Consider the following 25155-nt stretch of genomic DNA (forward strand, 5'->3'; position numbering starts at 1 on the left):
CCTGTTGATGGAGTCAAGAAATTTTTCCTTCTGACGTCTTCTTTTCACTCTTTTCCTCTTATTCCTTTGCCGTTTTTTTAAACACAATATCCCCGTAATAGGCGATCGCCGACTCTTTGGTGTTATCCGTGTCGGTCATAATGGCGACTCCTGAGATGGTTGGGGGATCTTCTCCGAAGGCTTTTTTATAATCTTCATAGATATTACGTTCCTCGCTTACCCATTGATTCAATTTGGCACTTCCGCTTTCCGTGACGAACATGTAGACCCGATCGGTATAAGGATTGGGAACCATCGTGCCAATGGGGCTTTTGCTTTCCCAAATATAATTGACAGCTCCAATAGGGGGATATTGCCCATAAAGCAATTTGATGGTTTCAAATTTTGCCTTTTCAAAAAACCCGACTCGACTGCTGTCATACTGGAAGGTAATGTAGAGGCGTGCCGGATAGTCATCTCCTGATTTTTTCGTGACATCCCCTTTCTGAAGAATATTTTCGATTTTCCATCGCCATGAAATCACGGGATATTCCTTGGGGTCAATCGAGATCTCCCGTGTCAGGCCGGAGGATGATTGACGACTGATAGCCTTCATCACGACCTGCTGTTCGTCTTTGACCAGATCATATAGGGTTTGTTCGGGGATGTTGTCAAAGGTCAGCGGCTTCCACCCTTGGGGAAATGGCTCTCCCGGAGTAGCCATGGAGAAGTTGCCGACGACGAGGTGATCGGGGCTTGCGGAGATGACCGGGTTCGAATGGGTCATGTTCAAGAGTCCGAAGACGAGTGTGAGGACAAAGGAGAAAGCGGGTCGGGGTGTGAGACGTGTCATGCCTGATTGCCGATTAAACCTGAGTGGTGTTTGAATCATGTGTTGACCGACTCCGTTTGCCCTGAGCAGGTCAAAGGGCCACAACATACGAGCCTTGGGTGATTGATGGGACATGACATTACCGTGTCCATGCAAAAAGTTTCCGGAGGAAATGTTTTTTTCCTTCGGTCAGTGTGGTTTTTCGCCAGGCATTTGCCGACTTTTTGACGACTTCTGCTTGGGTCGGGTAGGGGTGAATGGTGCCGGCGATGGTGTTGAGACCCAGGCCTCCCTTCATGGCCAACGTGAATTCACTAATGATATCGCCCGCATGGGCGGCTACGATGGTGGCTCCGACTATTGTATCGGTCCCTTTTTTTACATGTACTCTGGCAAAGCCTTGGTCTTCTCCATCAAGAATAGCCCGATCGACCTCATTGAGAGGAAAGGTGAAGGTGTCGATCGGGATGTTCCTATCCTTTGCATCCTGTTCATATAGACCGACATGGGCAATTTCCGGTTGGGTATAGGTCGCCCAGGGAATGACTAGGTGTTCCGTGCTGCCGTACCCGAAGCCGAACGGATGAGGAAACAAAGCGTTCTGAATGACAATCTGTGCTTGTGCATCAGCCGTGTGGGTGAACTTGAATGGGGAGCAAATATCTCCTGCCGCAAAAATCCTGGGGTTGCTGGTTTGAAGCCGGTGGTTGACTTTGACTCCGGTTTTGTCAAATTCGACCCCAACGGCCCCCAGTTCCAAGCCCTCAATGTTGGGACTGCGGCCGACCCCAACCAGAATTGCGTCAACCGGGATGTCATACTGGGTGCCATGTGAATGAACTACAAGGTGCTTGGCGCCATTGGCTGACTGAATATTCAGGTCCTTGCCGCAACAAAGCAGTTGCACGCCGTCCCGTACAATCGATTGTTCCACGATGTCGGCGGCGTCGCGGTCTTCTTTGTGTAGAATCCCATGCATGGCATCGACCAAAAATACCTGGCTGCCGAATCGGGCAAATGATTGGGCCAACTCACAGCCAATGGGACCTGCACCGATGACCCCCAACCTCGGTGGAAGCTCCGTCAGAGAAAAAATGGTTTCATTGGTAAGATATTCGGTGTCTGCCAAACCTGGAATCGATGGGGCGGTGGCGCGGGCTCCTGTGCAGATGACCGCTTTGGCAAATTGCAGTGTCGTTCCATCCACATCGATGGTGCTTGAGCTGGTGAATCTCCCGTTCCCGATAAAGACATCCACGCCAAGCTTGGCATAGCGATGAGCTGAGTCGACATGACTGATCCGGGCCCTGAGTTTTCGCATGCGGGCCATGGCTGCACCGAAATCCTGCTTGACCTCACCGGAAATATGTATACCGAATTGCTCGGCTTCCCTGACGGCATGCCAGGCTTTAGCGGCCCGTATGACGCCTTTGGAGGGCACACATCCTACGTTCAGGCAGTCTCCGCCCATCAGGTGTCGTTCAATTAACGCGACTTTGGCTCCGAGAGCTGACGCAATTGCAGCGGTGACCAACCCGGCAGTGCCGGCTCCGATGATGACGAGGTTATATCGTCCGGATGGCGTAGGATTGCGCCACTGGGGCGGATGCACATTGTTGACCAACTCGTGGTTGTAGTGGTCCTGGGGAAGAACTAAACCGCTATGGGCTGGTGATTGTGGGGTGTCCATCTGAGGCCTCTAGTTTAGGAAAGGGTTCAGTCATTTACGATTTAGGATTGATGATTCCGCTTTGAGTCTTCTTCCATTTCTGATAGGCCACCGGCATGAGGGCTAACAAGCCAAGGAGCGTAAAGGCGAGTAAGACCGGTGGGCTGGCAATTTCGCTCAAGGAATTGATTGTGCCCAATTGGCGGCCCGCAAAGGCAAAAACAAAACTGCCGGGAATAATGCCAATGGACGTCGCCAGCACATAGGTGCCGAGATTGACACGAGTGAGCCCCGAGACCAGGTTCACAAGAAAAAATGGAAAGGCCGGAATAAGTCGAAGCGTCATGAGATAATTAAATGCATTGTTGGCAAATCCTTCTTGGATGGTTCCAAGCCGGTCGCCAAATTTGTGCTCCACCCAATCGTGCAACAGATAGCGGGCGGCCAAAAAGGCGAGCGTGGCTCCGGCGGTGGCTCCGATATTGACGAATAGAGTCCCCATCAGGCTTCCAAATAAGAATCCCCCTGTCAACGTGAGGATCGCGCCGCCGGGAAGTGAGAAGGCTGTTTGGAGAATATAGACGAGAATAAATACTGCCGCTGCGATTTCATAATGCGAAGCGGTGTAGGCTAATAAAGTGTCTCGATTTTCCTTTAATGACTCGAGCGAGAGGTAGTGCCCAAGATCAAAATAGAAAAATGAACCGATGCCCGCTATCAGAATACACCCGATGAGTATCTTGCCAATCAATGGATTGGGTGAGTCGGCTGGGGTGGTAGACGAATGGGACATGTGAGGCTCCATTATGTGGGTTTTCATGTCAATTCTCCAGTTATTGTTTCGGCAACGAATACCGGGTATCGCCAATATTCCAGTTGGTCAGGGATGGAGATTGTTGATTCTCTGGCCGATTGTCTCCTCGCGTATTGGGCAATATTGAGTTGTAGTCCTGATTTGGTGCTATTTGTTACGAGGAAATTTCGAGAGGCAAAGGCGGCAGTTTCCTTCTGATCTGACGACTGTGCGATTAATCTCCGGCACAGGGAAAGATCTTGAATGTGCAATGCCATCTTACATGCGCGGCAACTTCCCAATAAGCTCCTCAGCAGGATAGGTAAGAATTTCGGCGAGAGTGGGATGGTAATGGGGTATGCGGAGAAGATCGTGGACTGTGCCACGAAAATACATGATGGCAATCAGTTCATGGATGAGTTCAGAGGCTTCGGGTCCGACAATATGGCCACCGAGAATCTCACCGGACTGAGGATGGCAGAGCACTTTAACGTGTCCATACGTTTCTCCCAGGCAGAGAGACTTGCCATGATCGTTAAAGGGATAGGAAGCAACAAGATACGGGAGTTGACGGTCCAGACATTCCCGTTCGGACAATCCCACGCTGGCCACCTGGGGATCGGTAAAGACGACCTGAGTTTTGAGGCGATCAGAAAAATGTTTGGGAGGGAGATTGGGATGGACGGCGTTCCATCCGGCAATTTCCCCCTCTTCGATGGCAATATGGACAATTTCATATCCGCCATTGACATCTCCAATAGCAAAAATATGTGGTTGGGATGTTCTCATGTCCTTGTTGACTAAGATGGCATTCGTTTGATGGGCTACCTGAGCGGCTTCTAAGTTAAGTCCGTCGATATTTGGGCGGCGGCCGAGGGCTTGGAGGATTGAGGTGGCGGTGACCTCTTTCTTCTGTCCTTGATGGAGGAAGTGAAGCGTTTTCTGGCCTTTTGACCTATCGACATATTGGATTTGAGTGTTGGTATATATTTTCATGCCTTCGGCCTGAAGGTGTGCTTCAACCGGCCGAACAAGGTCTTCATCCGAGCCCGAGAGAATGTGGGCGCTTCGTTGAATCAGGGTTACCACGACTCCGATACGGGAAAAAAATTGGGCGAGTTCCAATGCGACCGGCCCGCCGCCCAGCACAATCATCGATTCAGGAAGCGTTTCCAGTTCCAATGCCTCATCGCTGGTAAGGTATCCGGCTTCTTCCAATCCTGGAATGGGAATGTATGACACCACAGATCCGGTGGCGATGATGTAAGCCTTTGCGGATAGCCGGTGTGGGCCGGCTTGGATGGTCGTTGGCGAAACAAAATGTGCATGTTCCTGGTAGAGGGCAAATCGAGGGTGCTGGAGTGCTTGAATGCGATCTTTAGCAAATTCCTTGATTAACCGGTTTTTTCGCTCAATGATGGCTGCGAGGTTCACCTGAAGGTTCGTTGAGTGAAGCCCGAATTCCGGAGCTCGACGGATTAGCGCTGCGAGATCGGAGGAGCGGAGAATGGCTTTGGTGGGCATGCATCCTCGTAAGATGCAGAGACCTCCTAACGGACCCTGATCGACGATGCCGACATCGGCTCCTTCCGCTTGGGCTGTGCGAGCGGCCGCATAGCCTGCCGATCCCCCTCCAATAATGATGAGGTCATGAGAATAGGTCATGTGGATGCCTTGCACTTATGGATGAATTGAGAAAATCCGTATGGTCACATTCCGAGTAGGAATATGTAGCATGAACAGTTTTCGGGAAGAAAGGCAGTTGTCGGAGGCGGTCTGCGCTCCGTGTCCTTCGGGGTTGATTGGGGTTATGAAGTGTCTGTGTCGCGACATCCGTGCCTCTGGCTTTCCTGCAAATTCGAACAGGTCCATGGCATTCATTTGACTTCGTCAGGTATTGATTCCAATCGGTCTGGATATGAGATGGAAGCTGTTGAGTCGATTGACTAATCCTTATAGATTGATCCGGATATTTGGGGGACGGCATTTTACTGCCCCATGAGCGCTGCACAGGACGGATCAACATGAGGAAGAGGCTCGACAATTTCGACAGGCAGGAGAGGTGGATTCTCAGAATACGACAATTATCAATTCTGCCTTGTATCGGAAAAATCCGGAACAGTACCCGATGTTTGGACGCCGCCTAAGCGGAGGCAGTCGTTTTCCGCATTCATGCCTGTTGGAAGATGGCGGAGCATGGAGGTGGCATTTCCTACAGACCAGGTTTGTTGGAGGATGTCATTAGTTTCTGTCTGATCTCTTCCACTTTTGCGATGAGTGTTTCCACTTGATAGGGTTTTTGAATGAACGCTGCCATGTTCGGGTTGTCAAATCTTTTCATTGCTTCCTCTTCCGAATATCCACTCGACAGGATCACCGGAATCGTGGCATTAAGTCTTTGAATATGTTCGACGAATTGTTGGCCGTCCATCTTGGGCATGGTGAGATCTAAGAGCACGACCATAATTTCGTGTTGATGCTGCTCGAAGACCTGAATGCCGATTTGTCCATCCGAGGCGACCAAGGTTTGCAATCCCATTTCTTCGAAGATCATCGAACATGCCACCCGCACGTCTTCTTCGTCATCAACCACCAACACCATGGGTTTTTTTGGCAGGGAGGCATGCTGAGTGGGTATGGTGATGACCGGCCCTTTCTTGGTTGAGGGGGAGGGCGTGGTGGCGGGAAAGAGTAACGTAAATTCTGTCCCGACATCTGGTTGACTTCGGACGGCAATGGTGGCGGCATGAGCCTGAGCGAGTCCAAGAAGCGCTGCGAGTCCAAGCCCTCGCCCAGGAAGTTTGGTTGAAAAAAACGGGTCGAAAATTTTTGGGATTGTGTCCGAGGTCATTCCGCACCCAGTGTCCTGAATAGTCAATGCAACACTTCGGTTATCCGGCAGCTCTCCAATCACATACCAACTCTGAAAATTCTCTCTTGTAGGCTCCCATTCGAATGCACGGATGGTGATGACCCCATCTCCTTCTCCATAGGCTTCGGATGCGTTAATCACAATATTCAAGATGATTTGCCGCAATTGAGCTTGGTCGGCTCGAATGGGGGGAAGGGAGGGGGCAAGATCGTATTCGAACGTCAATCGTTTTGAAAGAGTTGCCCGGAGAAAAGGGGTCATGTTCTCGATGAGTTTTGGAAGATTGATGACTTGAAAGTTTAAGCGTGTCTGTCCGGCAAACGCCAACATTTGATTGGCCAATTCTCCACCGCGAAGACCGGCTTTTTCAATGAAGTCCAGGTGTTCTCGAGCCGGGGCGTCAGGCGGAAGAGCCCGAAGGGCGAGGCCGGAGCGGGCTACAATAGTCATCAGGAGATTGTTGAAATCATGAGCGATTCCTCCGGCGAGGACTCCCAGGCTTTCCAGCTTTTGTGAATATTGACGTTCGATTTCATGACGGCGTCGTTCGTCTTCGGCCCTTCGCTGTTCTGTCACATCTCTGAGAGAGGCCAAATAGGCGGGTTCTTCATCCCATTCAATAGGGACAACTCGCATTTCTACTGGAGTAGGCTGTCCGGATTCGGGCATGATGTCGATTTCCGTCGTCTGGTTTGCAGAAACAGCGAAACCAAAGGGGAAACCAGTGAGTTGTTCGGATGTCTTTTGGAAGAGCTGCTCTGCGGCAGGATTAGAATAACGGATCAGTCCGTCATGTCCGACGACAAGGATTCCATCGCTGGATGATTGCAAAATGATGTGGGCCTGACGTTCAAGAGAGCGTATGCGAGGTATGGTGATAACCTGCTCGATTGCTTGTTCTATATGATGCCAGAGAAAATTTTCCGTGAGGGTGTTTTTGTTGAAATACTCTTGAGCCCCCATTCGAATGGCTCGAGCTGCAATTTCCTCATTACCATATCCGGTGAAAAAAATGATGGGAGTATGTGACGGTGCATAGGTTCCTCGTATTTTCGCGAGCCATTCGAATCCGGTCATATCCGGCAATTGGTCATCCACCAGCAGGCAGTGAGGAGGGGAAACTCTGCAGGATTCCCATGCCTGGGTTCCCGTTTCCATTTCCTGAATGTCGAGCCGAAATGAGGCTGTGCGCCGGATCCATCGAATATAGGTGGATCGGTCACTTGGGTTATCACCAACGATAAGAATTCGGAGAGTGGTGAGTCGCGGTTTTTCATCAAGGCTTGACATGGTTGACAACAATCCCATGAATGAAAGTGAATCAACTGATATTGAGAGGAAATACAAAAATGCACTCGTCAATCAATATCACGGTCCTCCCTGTCCCCGCAGAAGTAATCAGTTGGTGTTCTCTGACCAGTTAAGCATAGACGTCAAATGTAAACCGGAATATTTAACTGTACCATGGCTTTTAACGGGTCAATGTTTTCAAGAGTGTCACAATATAACTGGTGGCCTCTTCCAAATTCTAGGCTTTAAACTCCCATTGGTCAGATGAGTGGAGTGGCATGGTGACCATAATCACTTGCAGGGAATACGTCCTTCCAGTACGTTCGGCAAAATTTTCCAACGGTGAGGCCGGGACCTTTCCCGGCTCCAAAATTTTGCGGCCCTGCAATCGCTCCAATATTCGAAAATATGCCGTCCTGGTGGTCTGAGTAATACATCCCATTAAGAGTCGCCGCGGTCATAAAATATAGAGCGTTCCGTTCCGACGCCGGGGGGGTATCTTGAGCATTAGAGGGCCAAGTTTCCCTTGTTACATCGGCCCTCAATCAGGGCTGGTAGGAAAATCTTTATGAAAACAAGAAACTTGAATGATCTGCATTCAAGATAACGTTATCTGATTTCTGAGAGAAGAATCTATTCCGCAAAAACCTCATGAAAAGTGGGTGATGGGAGAATAGGGATGAATGGGAATGCCGGGTACTAAATTGATTGATAGACAACAACTGATTGGGAAATTCAGAGTGAAGATGGAGGACAGAAAATTAGAGAAGGGATGCCCGAAGCGTAAGCCTAGAGAGAGGAAGGTGTGGGCCGCCTGTCCTTATGCCATGTGCACCATGTGCTGGGTGCTTTCATTGGCGGGGAGTGGCGGTGCAATCCAATACCCTTGCATCGCATCGCATCCATATTCTTCCAGGAAATCGACCTGTTCCTGTGATTCCACTCCTTCGGCAATGACTTGTAGCCCAATGGCTTTGGCTAGAGAAATGACGGCCATGACGATAGCGGCGTCGTTAGTGCTGTGTGGGAGATTTTGAATGAGACTTTGGTCGAGTTTGATGCCGTCTATGGGAAATGATTTCAGATATCGAAGCGAGGCATAACCTGCTCCAAAATCATCAATGTACAGGTGTATGCCCATGGCCTTGAGTTCACGGAGCGTCTGGATAGTTTCTTCTGTTTCATGAATCAGAAACGTCTCGGTCAGTTCCAGTTTGAGATGTTCCGGATCTAGATGTGAATGCTTGAGGATATCTTGCATGAGTGCAGGGAGATTCCCCTGATGAATTTGTCTGGCTGAGAGATTTACGGCGACATGAGGAGCCGGAAATCCCTGCTTTTCCCAGTATTTGGCTTGTTTGCTGGCTGTACGTAAAACCCACTCACCTATGGGAATGATCATGCCATTTTCTTCGGCTTGAGGAATGAAATGATTCGGCCCAATGAGGCCTTGGTAGGGGTGATGCCAGCGCAATAAAGCTTCCATGCCAATGACTTGCTTGGTGCACAGATTCATTTGCGGTTGATAGTGGAGGAGAAATTCTTCTTTGGACAAAGCTCGACTGAGTTCCATCTCAAGCGTGGAGCGATCGAGGCCAGCTGTTTTCATGCCGGCCGTGTAAAATTGATGGGTATTGCCTCCCTGAGCTTTGGCTCGATACATCGCGGCATCGGCATGAGATAAAAGTTCCTGGGGATTGGCGCTATCCCAAGGATAGATGGTGATTCCGAGGCTTCCGGTCACATGCAGTTGGTGCTGCTTGATGATGACGGGTTGTGCCAGTAGTTGAAGAATACGTTGTGCAATAGAGGCCACATCTTCAATCGACACAATTTGTTCCAGAAGAACGGCAAATTCATCTCCTCCTAATCGGACACCTGTGTCAATTTCTCTGATACATTTTTTGATCCGTGCGGCCACGGTTTTGAGTAGTGAGTCCCCACAATCATGGCCGAGGGTGTCATTGATATCTTTAAAATGGTCCAAATCTAAAAACATCAGAGCGATCGCCGTGTCGTTCCGATGGCAGCGGGCCACCGCACAATTTAGTCGTTCATAAAAAAGACCTCGATTTGCGAGTCCTGTCAGATGGTCGTAATGAGCCAACTGGGTAATGCGTTGGGTGGCTCTCTGGCGTTCCATGGCATAGCGAACGGCCCGGCAGAGAGTCGAGCTGCTGGTCTGGCCTTTGATTAAATAATCCTGGGCTCCGCTTTTCACGGCTTGAATCGCCTGGTCTTCTTCCTCCACGCTGCTTAAAATCAGAATCGGGGCATCAGGGCAAAACTGAAGGAATTGAGGAATGGATTCAAATGATTTGCCATCGGAAAGATGGGAATCCAGAATAATGGCTTGAAACTGATTTTGTTGAATGAGGTCGAGCGCGTTGCCGAGAGAACGACTATGCGTCAAGGTAAATTGGTTTTGGAGTCCTTCTTTCAGCATATTTTTAATAACCGACGCTTCCTTGGGATTATCTTCAACCAACAAAAGTGAAATCATAATTGCGGCGTTCTCCTCATTTCAGCTCGTTACTGTGTCCAGAGACTTTGTAGATTCGAAAAGAGGGTCCTAATTTATCTTGTCGGACATAACCGTATATTCTTGATAGTTTCTGGATATTTTGCCCATTTCGTAAGGTAGCCCCATCAATCGCTTGCCTGATCGTATCTGTTAGAAAATCCAATAAAAACAATCTGTTGTCTATGATGTGAGGGCCGCAAGATTCGATAAATTTTTTAGATAAGATGATAGGTGCTATGATTTAGGTTAAATTACTATTTACTTGGAAAATTTAGCTTTACTTTACAGGCCAAAATTTTATATAGTGTTATCAAATTGCGCCTTGTATTTTTACCTTCGTTTTTTTTTAACAATAGGTCTTTTTCCTGGTTTCGCCTCAAAGAGGATATCACGTACTTAGTCTATAGGCTGAGGAGCGATTTTTCTCTAAATCTTTATAAAAGATAGCACACCATTCTGCATTCTAATTTGGTCCATTAAGAAAAAGGACGAGAGAAGAGGGACAGGTTCCTCCTATTTATTGCTAGGAACACGCTTTGGTCCAGTTTTAAAAGTGGTATGATTTGGTTTAGCTATTAATCTTGAAGGAGCTATGTTAATGGGGAAGACAGCGTCATTGCCGGAGGTGATTCAGCGATTAATCGAGATTGGCAAGCCCAAAGGGCATGTCACCATAAAAGACCTAACGCACATTCTTCCTGCCGATCAGATTACCTCTGATCAATTACATACGATTTTAAGTGAGTTGCACGAAGTCAATCTTCAAGTCATTGATCCTTCAAAGCGGACGGCCTCGCAGTTGGCAGCGTTGAAAAAGAACGCGGGGCAGGAGGACTCAGATGATTCCGATGAGGAAACGGATTCCTCCCTGGATATTGATTTGACCCCAGGTGAACCTACCCGTATCGATGATCCCGTCAGATTATATTTAAAAGAAATGGGACGGGTCCCATTGCTCACCCGGGAAGGCGAAATTGAACTTGCGAAACACATTGAAGAAGGCAAGCGGGAGTTGGCCTGTGCCGTCTATGGCATGCCGCTAAATATCCATTACCTGGAATCACTCCACGACCAATTAAAGCTTGAGGAGATCCGTGTTCGAGATATCGTGCTCCTTCAGGAGACCCTGGAGGAGGAAGAAGTCGAAGAAGAGACTATGGCCAGTGAACAGGAGGATGAGGAGCTCCGAGCCCGAACGCTGGAGAGCCTGGCAACGGTTCGAAAGCTTGGGCGTGGGTTACTCTCTCTTTACACCCAAAATCGGGACGGGCAAACGACGAAAAATACAAGGACACAACTTGAGAAACGCCGGATTGGCCTGGCCGATCAATTTGTGGATCAAATCGAAGCCCTTAATCTGCATCAGCGGGTTAAAGACCAAATGTTAAGGCGTGTGAAAGACATTGGTCAGGAAATTCGATCAGTCGAAATGATGACTGCCCGTCATACGAAAAGGCTTGGGCTCGCTGGGCAGGATGGTATTCAGGTGATTGGGAAAAAACCACGTGCCACCACAAAGGGGAGTTCCCTGAGGCGCAGACAACAATTGACTCCGGAAGAAATTGAGAAATTAAAACAAGAAGTTGAAGCGGGAAAAGCTACCCTCTTGCGTCTTCAGAATGAAGTGCTGGGGATGCCGATGGAAGAATTTATGGCTGCTTTGACTATCTTGGAGACCGCTGAGGAAAAGGTGAAGAGAGGGAAGGCCCAATTAATCGAGGCTAATTTGCGATTGGTTGTCAGTATTGCACGAAAATATACGAATCGAGGGCTGCAGTTTATCGATTTAATCCAAGAAGGCAATATTGGATTAATGCGGGCTGTCGATAAGTTTGAGTATCAGCGTGGCTATAAATTTAGCACCTATGCAACGTGGTGGATTCGGCAGGGTGTCACACGTGCCATCGCCGATCAGGCCCGCACCATTCGTATCCCGGTACATATGATTGAGGCCAACACTAAATTAGCACGGACGGCAAGGCAGTTGGTGCAACAACTAGGCCGTGAACCTACCCCAGAGGAAATTGCCGAACGTATGGGCTTAACTCCTGAGAAGGTCCGCATGATGTTGGATATTTCCAAGGGAACCATTTCTCTTGAAACGCCGATTGGCGAAAAAGAGGATAGCCAATTAGGGGACTTGATTGAAGACAAAAATGCAGTCTCTCCTATGGATGCCGCAAACCGCTACGATCTGCAGCGTCAGATTGCAAATGCCTTGGGTGTGCTGACTCCTCGCGAAGAGACCGTGATCCGCAAGCGGTTTGGGATTGGTGACAGTACCGACCATACATTAGAGGAAATTGGCCAGGACTTTGACGTGACTCGTGAGCGGATTCGCCAGATCGAGGCGAAAGCCTTAAAAAAACTTCGTCACCCGAGTTGCAGTCACAAACTTCGGAGTCTGGTGGACCATCTCTAATCTAAGTTTATTGTGAATGGATAAGGCCCCGTCATGTAGATGACGGGGCCTTTTTTTTGCCATATCCTTTATTCTCTATTCCTCAATTTGTCTTCCCCTTCTCGGTCCGGGTGTGTAGATGGTATGCTTTTCCTAAGATGCGAATTCTAGTCGTGGAAGATGAACCTAAGGTGGCTTCCTTTATCCGGCGAGCGCTGGAGGAAGAAAGTTATGCGGTCGATGTATGCGCAGATGGGCCAGGAGGGTTGGATTGGGCTCAAGCTGTAAATTATGACTTAATTGTTTTGGATTTAATGTTGCCTGGATTACCTGGATTAGAAGTGCTGAAACGTGCTCGGGCTGCAGGTGTCAAAGCTCCGGTACTTATTTTAACGGCACGTTCAGAAGTGGACCAACGGGTTAAGGGTCTCGATGCGGGGGCTGACGATTATTTGACGAAACCCTTCGCGATCGAAGAATTGCTCGCCAGAGCTCGAGCTCTCCTTCGTCGAGCTGGAGGGGCACCAACCGGAATTCTTCAGGTGGATGATGTGATATTAAATCCTGTTACTCGGGAGGTGACTCGTGCCGGCCAACGTCTTGAGTTCACAACTAAAGAATATGCGCTGTTAGAGTATTTAATGCGAAATGCGGGTCGGGTATTAACCCGATCCATGATTACGGAACATGTGTGGGACTTGGATTTCGATACCTTTACGAATGTGATTGATGTCTATATTAGCTACTTGCGAAACAAAATCGATAAAGGAAGAGAACGAAGTTTAATCCAAACTGTTAGGGGGAGCGGATATATGATGAGGTCGGACGGGTGAAAACGACCTCGATTCGAGTTCGATTAACTTTGTGGTATGGATCTGCATTAGCTCTCATTCTGGTTCTTTTTGCCGTGGCCTTATATTTGGTGATGTCCCGGGCACTTCGGGAACAGGTGGATGCCTCGTTGGATGAGGCTGCCGCTGTGGCGATTCGAACGTTGGGAGAACATCGGTTTGGTCCGTTCTTGATTTTTGAAGATTTATCTCAGGACTTTCCAGAGATTGCGCTTTTGGATAAGTTTTTTCAAATTTTTGGGCCAGCGGGGCAAGTGACGATTCAGTCGGCTAATATTCAAAGCCGAGAGATTCCATTGAGTCAGACATCGTTCCGTGCTTCTCTTGATGGAAAATCAACGTTTGAATCCGTCCAATTTGAAAAAGGGGTTCCACTCCGATTGCTGTCGGTTCCTATTCGTCAAGATGATCAATTAGTGAATATTTTACGCGTGGGGACATCCCTTTACCCTACGGAACGAATGCTGCATCGGCTTTTAGCCGGTCTCTATATCGCCTCTCCTTTGGCCTTGCTTGTGTCTTTGGTCGGAGGGTGGTTTTTGGCAGGACGGGCGTTGCGTCCGGTTCATGCTATTACGCAAGCGGCCCAACGTATCGCGGCCGGGGATTGGACCCAACGAATTCAAACTCCACATTCCAACGATGAAATTGGGCAATTAGCCTCGACATTCAATGACATGATTGGACGTTTGGAAGTGTCGTTTCGGCAAATCCGGCAGTTTAGTGCGGATGCGTCCCATGAACTTCGGACGCCTTTAACCATTACAAAAGGGGAGACTGAGCTGGCATTACGGCGGCCGCGGCAAGCAGAAGATTATCGGGCGGTGCTCGAGAGTAATTTGGAGGAGATCGACCGCATGAGCCGGATTGTGGATGAGCTCTTGTTTTTATCACGAGCCGATCTTGGAGAAATTAAGCTCAAGATGTTTCCAGTTCAGTTGGACGATTTAGTGCGAGAAATCCAGCAACAGGCCCTGGTATTGGGCCAAGAGCGAAATATTCACACAGTGCTCGAAGCCATTGAGCCCGTCGTTGTCCAGGGAGACGACCTGCGTTTGCGGGAATTACTGTTAAATCTGGTCGATAATGCGGTGAAATATTCTCAAGAAGGACAAACGGTTGAACTCTCTTTGGTTGTTGCCGGAAACAAGGGGAAGCTGGTGGTTAAAGACCACGGTATTGGCCTTGCCCCTGAGGATCATGGCAGAATTTTTGATCGGTTCTACCGGACGGACGAAGCGCGTGCTCATGCGGCAAAAGGGACAGGATTGGGTTTGGCGATTTGTAAATGGATTGTGGAAGTTCATCATGGGACCATTGAGGTTCAAAGTGTTGTTCATGGTGGTTCCTGTTTTACGGTTTTCCTTCCTTTGGCTCCCACCGCAGCGAAAGTGTAAGACACAAACACTTCTCGCTCTATTAAAAAGTTTTAATTTTCCCCTAATTTCCCCTTCATCTCTGGATGGTATACCTACCCTACATTGAGCAAATTTTAAGACAGGCGACTCTTGACCAGGCATGACGGAAAGTTAATTTCTGGTCCCCAAAATTGAGTTGGTGGTTGCAGTGAAACTCAAAGTCTGGATCCTTTCGCATCCTGGTTGTTCTGTCTGGACAATTTCATGTACCGGTTAAGTCTCGCTGGCTCTAACCCTTTAATGTTGGGAGGGGGAATCCATGATCACACTTCAGACGGCTTCACCATTCAGCGAAACCCAGAAGAATCACTCATCGTCTTTGCATAAGGGGCGATCTAGAAAGCGGGCTCCGGCAGGGTATCGAAATTCCATAAATCAAGTGGATATGGATCAGGATCAGGAGGAAAGTTCAAAATCCATTGCTGAACCAGGATCGGTAAATTTAGAGTCCATGTATTTTCGAGGGTTTCGTTCGCGCCCGCTTCTGAACGCTCAGGAGGAATTAGCCCTTGCCACGCAGCTGTATCAGGGGACGGCTGATCTTCGCTCATTGTTACAGCAGGCTCTAGAGCTCTCCAGGGGGCTGAGTTCTCACCTGGAAGTTAAGGCGTTTCAAGAAGAATTAACGAAATGCAAAGAGCTAAACGGGTACTCAGCTCCTGTGGTGGACGACATCCTGGAGTGTGTGTCCAACCTCGAGTCTCTCTCGGCGAGGTATGGCAAGGCAGGTCAAAAGCTCAGTCTGCGGTTTGGAGAAATTCGTCGTTCCATTGGTAAAGTCCGAATAGATATCGAAAAACCAAAAGATGCCTTAGTGCAAAGGAATCTTCGTCTGGTTGTCGATGTGGCTAAGCGATACTTAGGGCGAGGGATGAATTTTCTGGACCTTGTGCAAGAAGGAAATATCGGACTGATGAAAGCGGCAGAACGCTTTGATTACACTCGTGGGTTTAAATTCAGTACGTATGCCACGTGGTGGATTCGCCAGGGCATTTCGCGAGCGGTTGCCGATCAAAGCCGGACCATTCGTGTGCCGGTTCATACGAATGAGGCATCCACCAAAATCGCCAAAACTGCGCAGCGTCTCGCGCAGCAACTTAATCGAGAACCCACATTTGAAGAAATTGGACAACATCTGGAGATGAGCGGCGATAGGGTGAAAGAAACCATTGAAGCGTTTCAGGAACCGATATCGCTAGATGCTCCGTCTGTTGATGGAGAGACTGAATTAGGAGAATTAATTCCTGATCTGGCATGCCAATCTCCAGACGAAGAAGTGTCCCGTAAATCAAATGCCCAATGGTTAAATCAGATTTTTCAGGTTTTGACTGCTCGCGAGGAACAAGTTATTCGTTTGCGCTTTGGCATTGGAGTGGATGAAGCTTGGACTTTAGAGCAAGTAGGGCGCTCCATGTCCGTGACTCGTGAACGAATTCGTCAAATCGAGGTTGTGGCCTTAAAAAAGCTTAAGGAGTCCCATGTCAAGGCCATGCTGGCTGAAATTCAGTGAGTTATTTTGGTTGCGAAGTCCAAATTGTACAGGATACAGTTGACCATGCAAATAAAATAAGTTAGAGGTTCAAAGGGTGGAGGTTTTCGAAAAGCAGGAATCTGAAGGTTCCTGCTTTTCTTTTTTTGCCTAAGGCTTTCTCTTTATGGGTTCTCGAACTTCTTTAGGAAATGGCATCATTTCGCGGGGAAATATTTAAGGTAGTGAATATTGAGGGCGTTAAGCTTAGCTTTTAGGAATCAGCTGGGGCTCGGTGTTTTGTGGATATGCCCCGACCGAGGCACAAAGGAAGAAAAACAGATTTGTTTTTGACTGGAACCAGCATGCCAATTGTGATCACTTCCCATCTTTGCATTCCTGATTCCGATGTGCGATTTTCGGCTGCTCGAAGCACAGGTCCTGGTGGTCAGCATGTTAATAAGGTAAATAGTCGGGTCATTTTGGAATTTGATGTTAAGCGTACTACCGTTCTGAGTACCAAGCAAAAACGAAGAATTGCCGAAATGGTTGGACAACGAATGAATCAAGAAGGGATTTTAAGGCTGCAAGCTCAACGGCATCGCTCCCAGTCGGCCAATCGTGCTGATTTATTGGATAAATTTGTGCAAATTCTGCAGGACGCTTTGCGTCCTGAAAAACCCCGGGTTGCGACCCGAGTGCCGAACCGAGTGCGTGAGAAGCGTTTGGAAGAGAAAAAAAATCGTACTCGTGTGAAGCAGGTACGACAAACCCCCAAAAATTTTGACGAAACATAACGAGCTGAAAATTTTGACGATAAGGGAAATTCATGGCGATGCGTCCCTCCCAGTCCAGACCATTGATGCCCGATCCCCCTCGTGCTAAGCGGGTCCCGCACCGGCTAGAACATCACGGTCACGTCCGAATCGACGAGTATTATTGGCTCAGAGACCGTGAAAACCCCGAAGTCTTGGCCTATTTACATGCTGAAAATGAATATGCCGCCATGTTGAGGAGCCATACCAGAGATTTGGAGCAGACACTATTTGAAGAAATTTGTGGACGCATTCAGCCAACGGATTTATCTGTTCCGTTTCGGCTTGGAGATTTTTGGTATTACATTCGATATGAAGAGGGGAAGGAATATGCCCTCTACTGCAGGAAAGAGAAATCCTTAACGAATCCTGAATCCATCATGGTCGATGGCAACGAATTGGCTCGGGGACATGAATATTTTTCTTTGGGGAATTGGGCGGTAAGTCCTGGCCAAGATATCCTGGCCTATGCCATTGATACCCAAGGGCGGCGGATATTTACCATCGGCTTTAAAAATCTGACAACAGGCGAGACAATTGATGAATGTATACCTATGGTGACTGGGAATATGGAGTGGGGAAATGACAATCGTACACTCATTTATTCCAGGCAGGATCCTGAAACGTTGCGATCAAATCGGATTTTTCGTCATCGGTTGGGAACGAATCCGGCCCTGGATACGTTGGTTTATGAGGAAACAGATGAGACCTTCTCGGTTTCTATCGAAAAAACAAAATCCAAACGGTATCTGATGATCGGATCGCATCAGTCCATCACGAGTGAGTACCGGTATGTGAATGCGGATCACCCGGAAAACGATTTTCAAATATTCCAGGCACGGAAACGCGGACATGAATACGATGTGGATCATCTTGGCGACCATTTCTTTATTCGAAGCAATCATGAGGCTAAAAATTTTCGTTTTATGAGGACTGAAACAAATAAGACGAGCCTCGCACAGTGGGAAGAAGTTATTCCTCACCGCCCGGAAGTATTTTTGGAAGGATTCGAGCTATTTGAAAATTTTCTGGTGCTAGAAGAACGAAGGCAGGGGCTCATCCACCTTCGAATGATCCGGACCACGGATGGCTCTGAGCATGAACTGGATTTTGGAGAGCCGGCTTACCTGGCAACCTTGGGGGATAATTTGGAAGCCGATACTTCATACCTACGGTATGGATATACCTCAATGACCACTCCCATGACCATCTATGATTATCACATGGCAACACGGGAAAAAATTCTTCTCAAACAAGAGCCGGTCCTCGGGAATTTTCACATTAGCCACTACCAGACGGAACGTCTTTTCGCTCCAACATTAGATGAAATTTCCATTCCTATATCCCTGGTCTACCGAAAAGGTTTTGACCCGAATGGCACACATCCCCTGTTATTGTATGGCTATGGTTCGTATGGCGCGAGTATGGATGCAAGTTTTAGCTCTCCCCGTCTCAGTTTACTGGATCGTGGATTTGTCTATGCGTTAGCCCACATTCGAGGTGGGGAAGAACTGGGCCGACAATGGTATGAAAACGGTAAGTTATTAAACAAGAAAAATACCTTCACGGATTTTATCGCCTGTGCCGAATTTCTTATTCAGCAAGGGTACGCCGCACCTCAGAAATTATTCGCTCTCGGGGGAAGCGCTGGTGGGTTGTTGATGGGGGCGATTATGAATATGCGGCCTGAATTGTTTCATGGGGTGGTGGCCCAGGTTCCTTTTGTAGATGTGGTGACCACGATGTTAGATCCCAATATCCCATTGACAACCGGAGAATATGATGAATGGGGGGATCCCAACCAACAACAGTTTTATGAGTACATGCTTTCCTATTCGCCTTACGATAATCTTCAGCCCCAGTCCTATCCTCACCTTTTGGTGACTTCAGGTTTGCACGACTCACAAGTACAATTCTGGGAGCCGACAAAATGGGTGGCCAAACTGCGAGCATTGAAGACCGACAATCAACGTCTTTTGCTCCGAACTAATATGGATGCAGGGCATAGCGGAGCCTCAGGTCGATTTAAACGTTATGAGGAAACCGCAATGATCTATGCATTTTTATTGGATCTCGCCGGTTCCCTTGATCTGTGAGGCTCCCATTTTTTTCCGGACTCTCATTAACCTCCACATTGTTCTGAGGCTCCAGACAATAATTCCCAAGGGAGTTAAAGCGAGCGTCAGGAGCATCCGAGTGTTGCGTTCTCTGCCCTGCTGGGAGCTATCCTTTTCATACAGGTTGCGGTGCTGTCTGTGAAGGGGACCTGTGCCTTTGGCAGGATGGAGATAACCTTGATGCTGGGCTCTTGCCAGATCACACAGGATTCTCTACATTCCTAGGCATGACCCCCAGACGATTCCGGGCCAAGGTTCTTCGCGTTCGGCATTTGACTCAAGATGTTCGAGAAATGATCTTGGAGTTAGTCGATATCCGGACCTTAGAGTTTCTACCCGGACAATCAATTTCCCTGACCATCCCGGATGGAGTGTCGGGTCTCTCGTATCTGAGATACTATTCGCTGGCTTCCCTGCCCAGTTCCTCTCATCAGCTCGTACTACTCTTTAATGCCGGAGAAAAAGGAAAGGGCGCGACGTTTGCGTTGGAGCATTCGGTTGGTGAAGAGCTTGACTGTTGCGGTCCTTTCGGTTCATTTCACCTTCATGAGGACCCCGAACGAGATCTGTTGTTTGTTGGGACAGGTACCGGCATTGCGCCACTATGGTCTATGCTGTCCAGTCTCTTTGAGCAATCTTGTTCCCGGTCCGTGACCCTGCTGTGGGGACTTCGGAGTGAGTCGGATATCTATTATTTGGACGAGTTGCAAAAGTGGGCCGATGGCTATAAAAATTTTTCTTTTATCCTGACTCTGTCTCAACCTTCCCATCATTGGAGGGGGAAAAGAGGACGCGTGACGCACTTGCTCCAGGAGTTTCCCCATGTGGATCATCTGGCGGTGTATGTCTGTGGCAATCGAAAAATGGTTGCGGAGGTCACCAGCCTTCTTCAGTGCAAGGGTATGTGTCCTGTCTATCGAGAACGTCATCATGACGGAAAATAGGGTGTTGGTTTCTAATTGCCATATTTGTCCATTTCCGGAGTGGGGCTCCCGTTCTTTATCTTTGCCCGTTCTTCATATTTTCTAGGCGATGGTTCTCGGATGGAATTGGTTGAACCGTAGGTGGAGGTCAAGATGAGATGAGTGTTATGGAGCAGAAATGTGAGTGCTCAGGGGAGCGCAATGGCCTTACCGCCGATCTGGGTATTTATCTCCACGTTCCTTTTTGCAAGAAACGATGTCATTTTTGTGCTTTTTATCTTGTCCTTCATGACAAGCAGCGGGTGGAATCATTTCTACAAGCCATTGAACGAGAAATCTCACTGTATGCAAGCCAACCCGGAATGCGTGAGCGAACCGTGTCTACGGTGTATATCGGGGGGGGAACTCCCACAGTCTTAAGTCCTGGACAGTTGGCAGCAATCTTTTCCCGTATCAGATCCGGATTTTCACTCTCGCAACAGTGTGAAATTACCGTCGAAGCGACACCGGACTCTCTCACGGATCAGTATGCTGATTTTCTTCAGCAGGCGGGCGTGACCCGTGTGAGTATTGGAGTCCAATCCTTTGATCAACAGGAACGGACGATGTTGGGACTTTCAGGAACCGTGGCGGAAGCCATATCCGGTGTACAGATAGCGAAACAGGCCGGATTCACCAATATCAATCTTGACCTCATCTATGGGATCCCGACCCAAACCGTACAGTCATGGGAAATGACTCTGACCCAGGCTCTGGAGTTGGATCCTTCTCATTTGTCCTTGTATGCCCTTTCACTTGAAAAAGGGACTCGATTTTATACCGAATTCCGGCGAGGGCTATTTGAGGTGATGGACCCGGATTATGAGGCGTGTTTTCTGCAGCAGGCTGAAACCCAACTGGAGCCGCTCCAGTTTTCTCGATACGAACTTTCCAATTGGGGGAAGCCGGGGTATGCCTGCCAACATAATCTTCGGTATTGGAAAGGATTGGAGTATTTGGGATTAGGCCCGAGTGCCCAATCGTATGTTTCAGAAAGCCGCTATGGCAATGTGTCCAGTATCGAACATTATTCGAAGCGCCTGGGGGCTGGGCAGCTGCCCATTGCCAATAGAGAAATATTGTCACGGGCTCAGCAAGATAAAGAACGTATTGTGTTCGGATTGCGTCTGCTTGAGGGTGTGCCAATTGATTGGGTTCAGCGGGCATCTCAAGACGATGTATGGGCAAAATCTTTTGAATCTATGGTGAAAGAAAGGTATCTTTTTGAGACGGACACAGGTGTGCATTTAACGCAAAAGGGGCGGCGGTTCGCTGATACGGTTGGAATGCGGCTATTGTAAAACGTGTTGGAATTTGAATCCAAACCTTGAACTGAGAGTTCGGGGTTCTTGAGAAAAAGTGCCTGCTATTAAGGCGTTTTGCTGAGAGGGGCGTAGATGGCGGATTTGGTCGGGTTATAAACAGTCTTATGCAGAGATCTTCCACAGCTTTTGTGGATAAAATACCTTCTTGAATTTTTAAATTGCAATGAATTAAATGTTTATCGGTATGTAAAGTCAAATGCAATTAATGGTAAAAATAATATTGAAAGGTGAAATAAAACAATTAGTTATACGATTGTATGGGGTAATCAACCGCTAGAGATCACTATAGAAATATCGTCTATTGGCGGCTAATAAAAGGTGTTTTTCCACAGGATATGGGGATAAAGATAATCTGTTCAGATGAAATGTGCCGGGGAGGATAAATAGCCAGGCCTGTTGCATGGGATGAAAAATTTGAGCAGTATGCTCTCATCCATGACCCCGAAACCGGGGTGGGGTCAAAAATGCCTAAAAATGACGTTTTAGAACGGAAGATTTCTCTTTATGCTGGCGTGCCGTTGTTAATGCCGTGAACCCAATTTCTCCTATCCCTCTCGTTTCCGGAGCAGAAAAATTGAACCGATCTGTTTCAACGCATCGTTTATCCAAAAGCCGCTTTCTGGCGGGTTTGCAATGTGCCAAGCGGTTATATTTGGAAATCCATTCGCCAGAATTAGCCACTCCGCCCACGCCGGATCGCCGGGCCATCATGGATATGGGTACCGACGTTGGGGTCGTTGCCCGTCAATGTTTTCCTCATGGTGTTCTGGTTGAACAAACACACCGTCAAATTCCTGCAGCGCTCCTTCGCACCAGTGAGCTTGTAAAGGATGAAGCCATCCCCTCACTCTTTGAAGGGGCTTTTGTCTGGGAAGGCATTTTGATTCGGGTCGACATCTTAGAACGAATTGATGCCACACGCTGGCGATTGATTGAAGTGAAGGCGACATCGAAGGTGAAAGCCACGCATCTAGACGATCTGGCCATTCAAGCTGCCGTCCTGGAGGGTGCGGGTATTGAAGTCAGCGGGTGCTTTTTGATGCATCTGAATACTCAGTATTCGTTTCTTGGCGGAGACCTGAATTTAGAAGAAATGTTTGTGTTGGAAAATAAGACCGAGGAAGTGGAAGCGCGTCGGCCATTGATTCAGGCGCAGCTTGAAGATATGTGGATGACATTGGAACAGGCGACGCCACCTCCCATTGCCCCTGATAGCCATTGCCATCAACCGTATGAATGCCCCTTTTGGAACCATTGTACAAAAGAGAAGTCTCAGCGTTGGGTGTTTCATCTTCCTGGCAGCTCGAAATTGCAATCCCTCCTCCTGGAGGAGGGGATTGAAACCATTGATGAGATTCCCGATCATATTCAGTTGTCTGCAACTCAGCAACGAGTAAAGGATAATGTGGAATGGATCTCACCTCGGCTTCGGCCTCGGCTGCAATCGGTCAGGTTCCCGGTTCATCATTTGGATTTTGAGACTTTCATGCCGGCGATCCCGGCCTTTCCTCATACTCGTCCGTATCGGCCCATTCCCTTTCAGTGGTCTAACCATATTGAATATCCTGATGGCACGGTTGTCCATCATCATTATCTGTGCACAGATGGCCGGGACCCTCGAGAAGAAGTGGCCCTGAGTCTGCTGGAAAGCGTAGGAGATGCCGGAACTATTTGTGTCTATTCGGAGTATGAACGATTTCTGCTTTTTGCGCTGGGTGATGTGCTGCCTCACCTGAAGCCCGTCCTCTCGAAGGTGGTTCGCAGGTTGTGGGATCTCCTTTCGGTCATCCAGGAGCATTATTATCATCCGGATTTTCACGGATCCTACTCCATTAAAACCGTCTTGCCGGCTTTGGTGCCTGCCTTGGCTTACGATGATTTAACGATTCAAAATGGAGCGGTGGCTGCCGTCATGTATCAGAAAATGGTCTTTCATGAAACGGACTTAATGGAGCGTGCTCATATTGCGCAAGCATTACATGAATATTGTGGCAGGGACACATGGGCAATGGTTGAGCTGAGACGGGTCCTTCTGGATCGTGCCGGAGGTCGCCTGACTTAGGAAGTAGGTCAAATTCCGTTGACCCATTCATCTGTCGCTGCTAGAATTTCACCCATTCTGTCTTTCCCAGACTCCACCAGTCCAACGGTGCCTGTGTCCTAGATATTCTGAATCCTCGCCAACGAGCTTTATTTATGGAAGATACCTAGTGAATATCCTGGTATTACATGGGCCTAATCTGAATTTACTTGGAACGCGTGAGCCGACCATTTATGGAACCATTACCCTGGAAGAGGTGAATGCGTCACTGAAAAAATTGGGTATGGACTTAGGGGTCTCGGTTGAGACCCGGCAATCCAATCTGGAAGGGGAATTGGTCACCTGGATCCAGGAAGCCAACGCACAATTTGAGGGGTTGGTGTTTAATCCTGCTGCCTATACCCATACCAGTATTGCCCTGCGAGATGCGGTTGTGGGCGTGGCAATTCCTATGGTCGAAGTGCATTTATCGAATATCCATCGCCGGGAAAGTTTTCGTCGCCGGTCCTACCTTGCCCCGGTTTCGCTTGGGCAAATCTCTGGGTTTGGACCACAAAGTTATCTGCTTGGGCTGAGAGCGTTGGTTGATGCGCTTCAGCGGACTATCCCAGCACACCGTTAACATTTCTGTTCACGTTTATTGTAAGAGGAGTTTGATGCCGTGATTACGACTGCAGATTTTCGAAATGGGTCGCGATTGGAGCTAGATGGGCAACCCTATTATATTGTGGAATTTCAACATGTAAAACCCGGTAAAGGCGGAGCCTTTGTTCGAACAAAATTGAAAGGCTATAAAACGGGGAATGTCATTGATCGTACATTTCGTTCAGGAGAAAAATTCGACGAACCCAATCTTGAAGAATGCGAAATGCAGTTTCTCTATAATGCTGGCGAAGAATATGCGTTTATGGATATTAGTAGTTTTGAGCAGTTTACCTATCTTAAAAATCAATTGGGCGAAAACGTCGATTTGCTCAAGGAAAATACCGTCGTCAAAATTTTACTGTATCATGATGAGCCGATCGCGGTAGAGTTGCCCGTGTTTATGGAGTTGAAAGTCGTGGAAACTGATCCCGGTATTCGGGGAGATACGGCATCCGGTGGGACCAAGTTGGCGGTTGTCGAGACCGGGGCCTCGGTAAAAGTGCCTCTCTATCTGGAATCCGGAGAAGTTATTAAAATTGATACCAGGACGCGCACCTATGTAGAACGGGCTCGGTAGGCCGTGATTCCTGTCCTGCAGATATACACGAAATAGGAGATTATGGCTGATTCATCCAGAAGAGAAATCGAAGACCTTGTCGAAGTGTTAAACCGGTACCACCTGACCGAGCTTGAACTCGAAAAAAAGGGAGTGCGAATACGCATTAAACGCGATCATGTGCCGGCTTCTTCCCACTCGGTGGACGTATCAAAGACCGTAGAGGCTGGTTCTCCCCTGGAAAGGCCGGTTCCCCTCCTCTCCTCCGAACCCGCACATTTCTTGACTGTGACCTCGCCTATAGTGGGGACCTTTTATCGCTCCCCTTCTCCTGATACGGATCCCTATGTCGAAGAAGGTGATATCGTCAAAAAAGGGCAGGTGCTCTGCATTGTCGAAGCGATGAAACTGATGAATGAAATTGAGGCAGAAACCGATGGGAAAATCGTCAAAATTCTTGTGGAAAGTACGACTCCGGTTGAGTTCGGCCAACCACTCTATTTAATTGATCCATTGTCAGGATCGTGAGCTCTGGTTTTTTAGGGGAAAACGAAAAGTCGGTTGCTCTTGAGGATTAAGATGGTTCCCTCGAGTCTT

19 protein-coding genes are annotated in these 25155 nt (G+C 48.3%); 12 read left to right on the forward strand and 7 right to left on the reverse strand.

Annotated features, from left to right (window positions below):
* Nucleotides 1-58: 58 nt before the first annotated feature.
* The 7 genes from H6750_05325 to H6750_05355 form a co-directional block, all read right to left on the reverse strand.
* On the reverse strand, nucleotides 59-766 hold the full coding sequence (locus tag H6750_05325; protein MCB9773730.1) for a DUF3047 domain-containing protein: 708 nt from the start codon (nucleotides 764-766) through the stop codon (nucleotides 59-61).
* A 184-nt stretch (nucleotides 767-950) separates the two neighbouring features.
* The gene (locus H6750_05330) at nucleotides 951-2501 is read right to left on the reverse strand and encodes a mercuric reductase (protein MCB9773731.1); all 1551 of its coding nucleotides are present in this window, start codon (nucleotides 2499-2501) and stop codon (nucleotides 951-953) included.
* Between the two features lie 34 nt (nucleotides 2502-2535).
* Nucleotides 2536-3273 carry a TVP38/TMEM64 family protein gene (locus H6750_05335; protein MCB9773732.1) on the reverse strand — a complete coding sequence of 246 codons (738 nt, stop codon included), beginning with the start codon at nucleotides 3271-3273 and terminating at the stop codon, nucleotides 2536-2538.
* Between the two features lie 279 nt (nucleotides 3274-3552).
* Nucleotides 3553-4938, reverse strand: coding sequence for a dihydrolipoyl dehydrogenase (locus H6750_05340; GenBank protein MCB9773733.1), 1386 nt, complete (start codon nucleotides 4936-4938; stop codon nucleotides 3553-3555).
* A 547-nt stretch (nucleotides 4939-5485) separates the two neighbouring features.
* Entirely contained in the window at nucleotides 5486-7435 is a 1950-nt protein-coding gene (locus H6750_05345; GenBank protein MCB9773734.1) for a response regulator, read from the reverse strand.
* A gap of 238 nt (nucleotides 7436-7673) precedes the next feature.
* The gene (locus H6750_05350) at nucleotides 7674-7877 is read right to left on the reverse strand and encodes a hypothetical protein (GenBank protein ID MCB9773735.1); all 204 of its coding nucleotides are present in this window, start codon (nucleotides 7875-7877) and stop codon (nucleotides 7674-7676) included.
* A 378-nt stretch (nucleotides 7878-8255) separates the two neighbouring features.
* Nucleotides 8256-9938, reverse strand: coding sequence for an EAL domain-containing protein (locus H6750_05355; GenBank protein ID MCB9773736.1), 1683 nt, complete (start codon nucleotides 9936-9938; stop codon nucleotides 8256-8258).
* 619 nt (nucleotides 9939-10557) lie between these two features.
* Here H6750_05355 and rpoD point away from each other — a divergent pair.
* The 12 genes from rpoD (at nucleotide 10558) to accB (ending at nucleotide 25086) form a co-directional block, all read left to right on the forward strand.
* A complete protein-coding gene (gene rpoD / locus H6750_05360) occupies nucleotides 10558-12381 on the forward strand; it encodes an RNA polymerase sigma factor RpoD (protein MCB9773737.1) in 1824 nt (607 codons plus the stop codon).
* 137 nt (nucleotides 12382-12518) lie between these two features.
* Complete coding sequence (locus H6750_05365) at nucleotides 12519-13193, forward strand: response regulator transcription factor (GenBank protein ID MCB9773738.1); 675 nt, start codon at nucleotides 12519-12521, stop codon at nucleotides 13191-13193.
* Nucleotides 13190-14608: a heavy metal sensor histidine kinase gene (locus tag H6750_05370; GenBank protein ID MCB9773739.1), complete on the forward strand. Its 1419-nt coding sequence runs from the start codon at nucleotides 13190-13192 to the stop codon at nucleotides 14606-14608. The genes H6750_05365 and H6750_05370 overlap by 4 nt, the downstream gene beginning before the upstream one ends.
* Nucleotides 14609-14888: 280 nt before the next feature.
* Nucleotides 14889-16139, forward strand: a complete 1251-nt coding sequence (locus tag H6750_05375) for a sigma-70 family RNA polymerase sigma factor (GenBank protein MCB9773740.1) — start codon at nucleotides 14889-14891, stop codon at nucleotides 16137-16139.
* 323 nt (nucleotides 16140-16462) lie between these two features.
* Nucleotides 16463-16894 (forward strand): aminoacyl-tRNA hydrolase, encoded by a 432-nt coding sequence (gene arfB, locus H6750_05380; GenBank protein ID MCB9773741.1) that lies wholly within the window; start codon nucleotides 16463-16465, stop codon nucleotides 16892-16894.
* A 38-nt stretch (nucleotides 16895-16932) separates the two neighbouring features.
* A complete protein-coding gene (locus H6750_05385) occupies nucleotides 16933-19008 on the forward strand; it encodes a S9 family peptidase (protein ID MCB9773742.1) in 2076 nt (691 codons plus the stop codon).
* Between the two features lie 212 nt (nucleotides 19009-19220).
* On the forward strand, nucleotides 19221-19973 hold the full coding sequence (locus H6750_05390; GenBank protein MCB9773743.1) for a hypothetical protein: 753 nt from the start codon (nucleotides 19221-19223) through the stop codon (nucleotides 19971-19973).
* Between the two features lie 146 nt (nucleotides 19974-20119).
* A complete protein-coding gene (gene hemW / locus H6750_05395) occupies nucleotides 20120-21292 on the forward strand; it encodes a radical SAM family heme chaperone HemW (GenBank protein ID MCB9773744.1) in 1173 nt (390 codons plus the stop codon).
* Nucleotides 21293-21890: 598 nt separating this feature from the next.
* Nucleotides 21891-23378, forward strand: a complete 1488-nt coding sequence (locus tag H6750_05400; protein ID MCB9773745.1) for a DUF2779 domain-containing protein — start codon at nucleotides 21891-21893, stop codon at nucleotides 23376-23378.
* 148 nt (nucleotides 23379-23526) lie between these two features.
* Complete coding sequence (gene aroQ, locus H6750_05405; protein ID MCB9773746.1) at nucleotides 23527-23979, forward strand: type II 3-dehydroquinate dehydratase; 453 nt, start codon at nucleotides 23527-23529, stop codon at nucleotides 23977-23979.
* A gap of 39 nt (nucleotides 23980-24018) precedes the next feature.
* The gene (gene efp / locus H6750_05410; GenBank protein ID MCB9773747.1) at nucleotides 24019-24579 is read left to right on the forward strand and encodes an elongation factor P; all 561 of its coding nucleotides are present in this window, start codon (nucleotides 24019-24021) and stop codon (nucleotides 24577-24579) included.
* A 42-nt stretch (nucleotides 24580-24621) separates the two neighbouring features.
* Nucleotides 24622-25086, forward strand: a complete 465-nt coding sequence (gene accB, locus H6750_05415; GenBank protein ID MCB9773748.1) for an acetyl-CoA carboxylase biotin carboxyl carrier protein — start codon at nucleotides 24622-24624, stop codon at nucleotides 25084-25086.
* Nucleotides 25087-25155 lie beyond the last annotated feature (69 nt).

It is taken from the genome of Nitrospiraceae bacterium (genome assembly GCA_020632595.1).
Taxonomy (GTDB): Bacteria; Nitrospirota; Nitrospiria; order Nitrospirales; family UBA8639; genus Nitrospira_E.

Bases quoted from the DNA above. Each gene is read 5' to 3' on its own strand.
- H6750_05325 (MCB9773730.1), bottom strand. From the start codon at position 766: ATGACCCATTCGAACCCGGTCATCTCCGCAAGCCCCGATCACCTCGTC.
- H6750_05330 (MCB9773731.1), bottom strand. From the start codon at position 2,501: ATGGACACCCCACAATCACCAGCCCATAGCGGTTTAGTTCTTCCCCAG.
- H6750_05335 (MCB9773732.1), bottom strand. From the start codon at position 3,273: ATGTCCCATTCGTCTACCACCCCAGCCGACTCACCCAATCCATTGATT.
- H6750_05340 (MCB9773733.1), bottom strand. From the start codon at position 4,938: ATGACCTATTCTCATGACCTCATCATTATTGGAGGGGGATCGGCAGGC.
- H6750_05345 (MCB9773734.1), bottom strand. From the start codon at position 7,435: ATGTCAAGCCTTGATGAAAAACCGCGACTCACCACTCTCCGAATTCTT.
- H6750_05350 (MCB9773735.1), bottom strand. From the start codon at position 7,877: ATGGGATGTATTACTCAGACCACCAGGACGGCATATTTTCGAATATTG.
- H6750_05355 (MCB9773736.1), bottom strand. From the start codon at position 9,938: ATGATTTCACTTTTGTTGGTTGAAGATAATCCCAAGGAAGCGTCGGTT.
- rpoD (MCB9773737.1), top strand. From the start codon at position 10,558: ATGGGGAAGACAGCGTCATTGCCGGAGGTGATTCAGCGATTAATCGAG.
- H6750_05365 (MCB9773738.1), top strand. From the start codon at position 12,519: ATGCGAATTCTAGTCGTGGAAGATGAACCTAAGGTGGCTTCCTTTATC.
- H6750_05375 (MCB9773740.1), top strand. From the start codon at position 14,889: ATGATCACACTTCAGACGGCTTCACCATTCAGCGAAACCCAGAAGAAT.
- arfB (MCB9773741.1), top strand. From the start codon at position 16,463: ATGCCAATTGTGATCACTTCCCATCTTTGCATTCCTGATTCCGATGTG.
- H6750_05385 (MCB9773742.1), top strand. From the start codon at position 16,933: ATGCGTCCCTCCCAGTCCAGACCATTGATGCCCGATCCCCCTCGTGCT.
- hemW (MCB9773744.1), top strand. From the start codon at position 20,120: ATGGAGCAGAAATGTGAGTGCTCAGGGGAGCGCAATGGCCTTACCGCC.
- accB (MCB9773748.1), top strand. From the start codon at position 24,622: ATGGCTGATTCATCCAGAAGAGAAATCGAAGACCTTGTCGAAGTGTTA.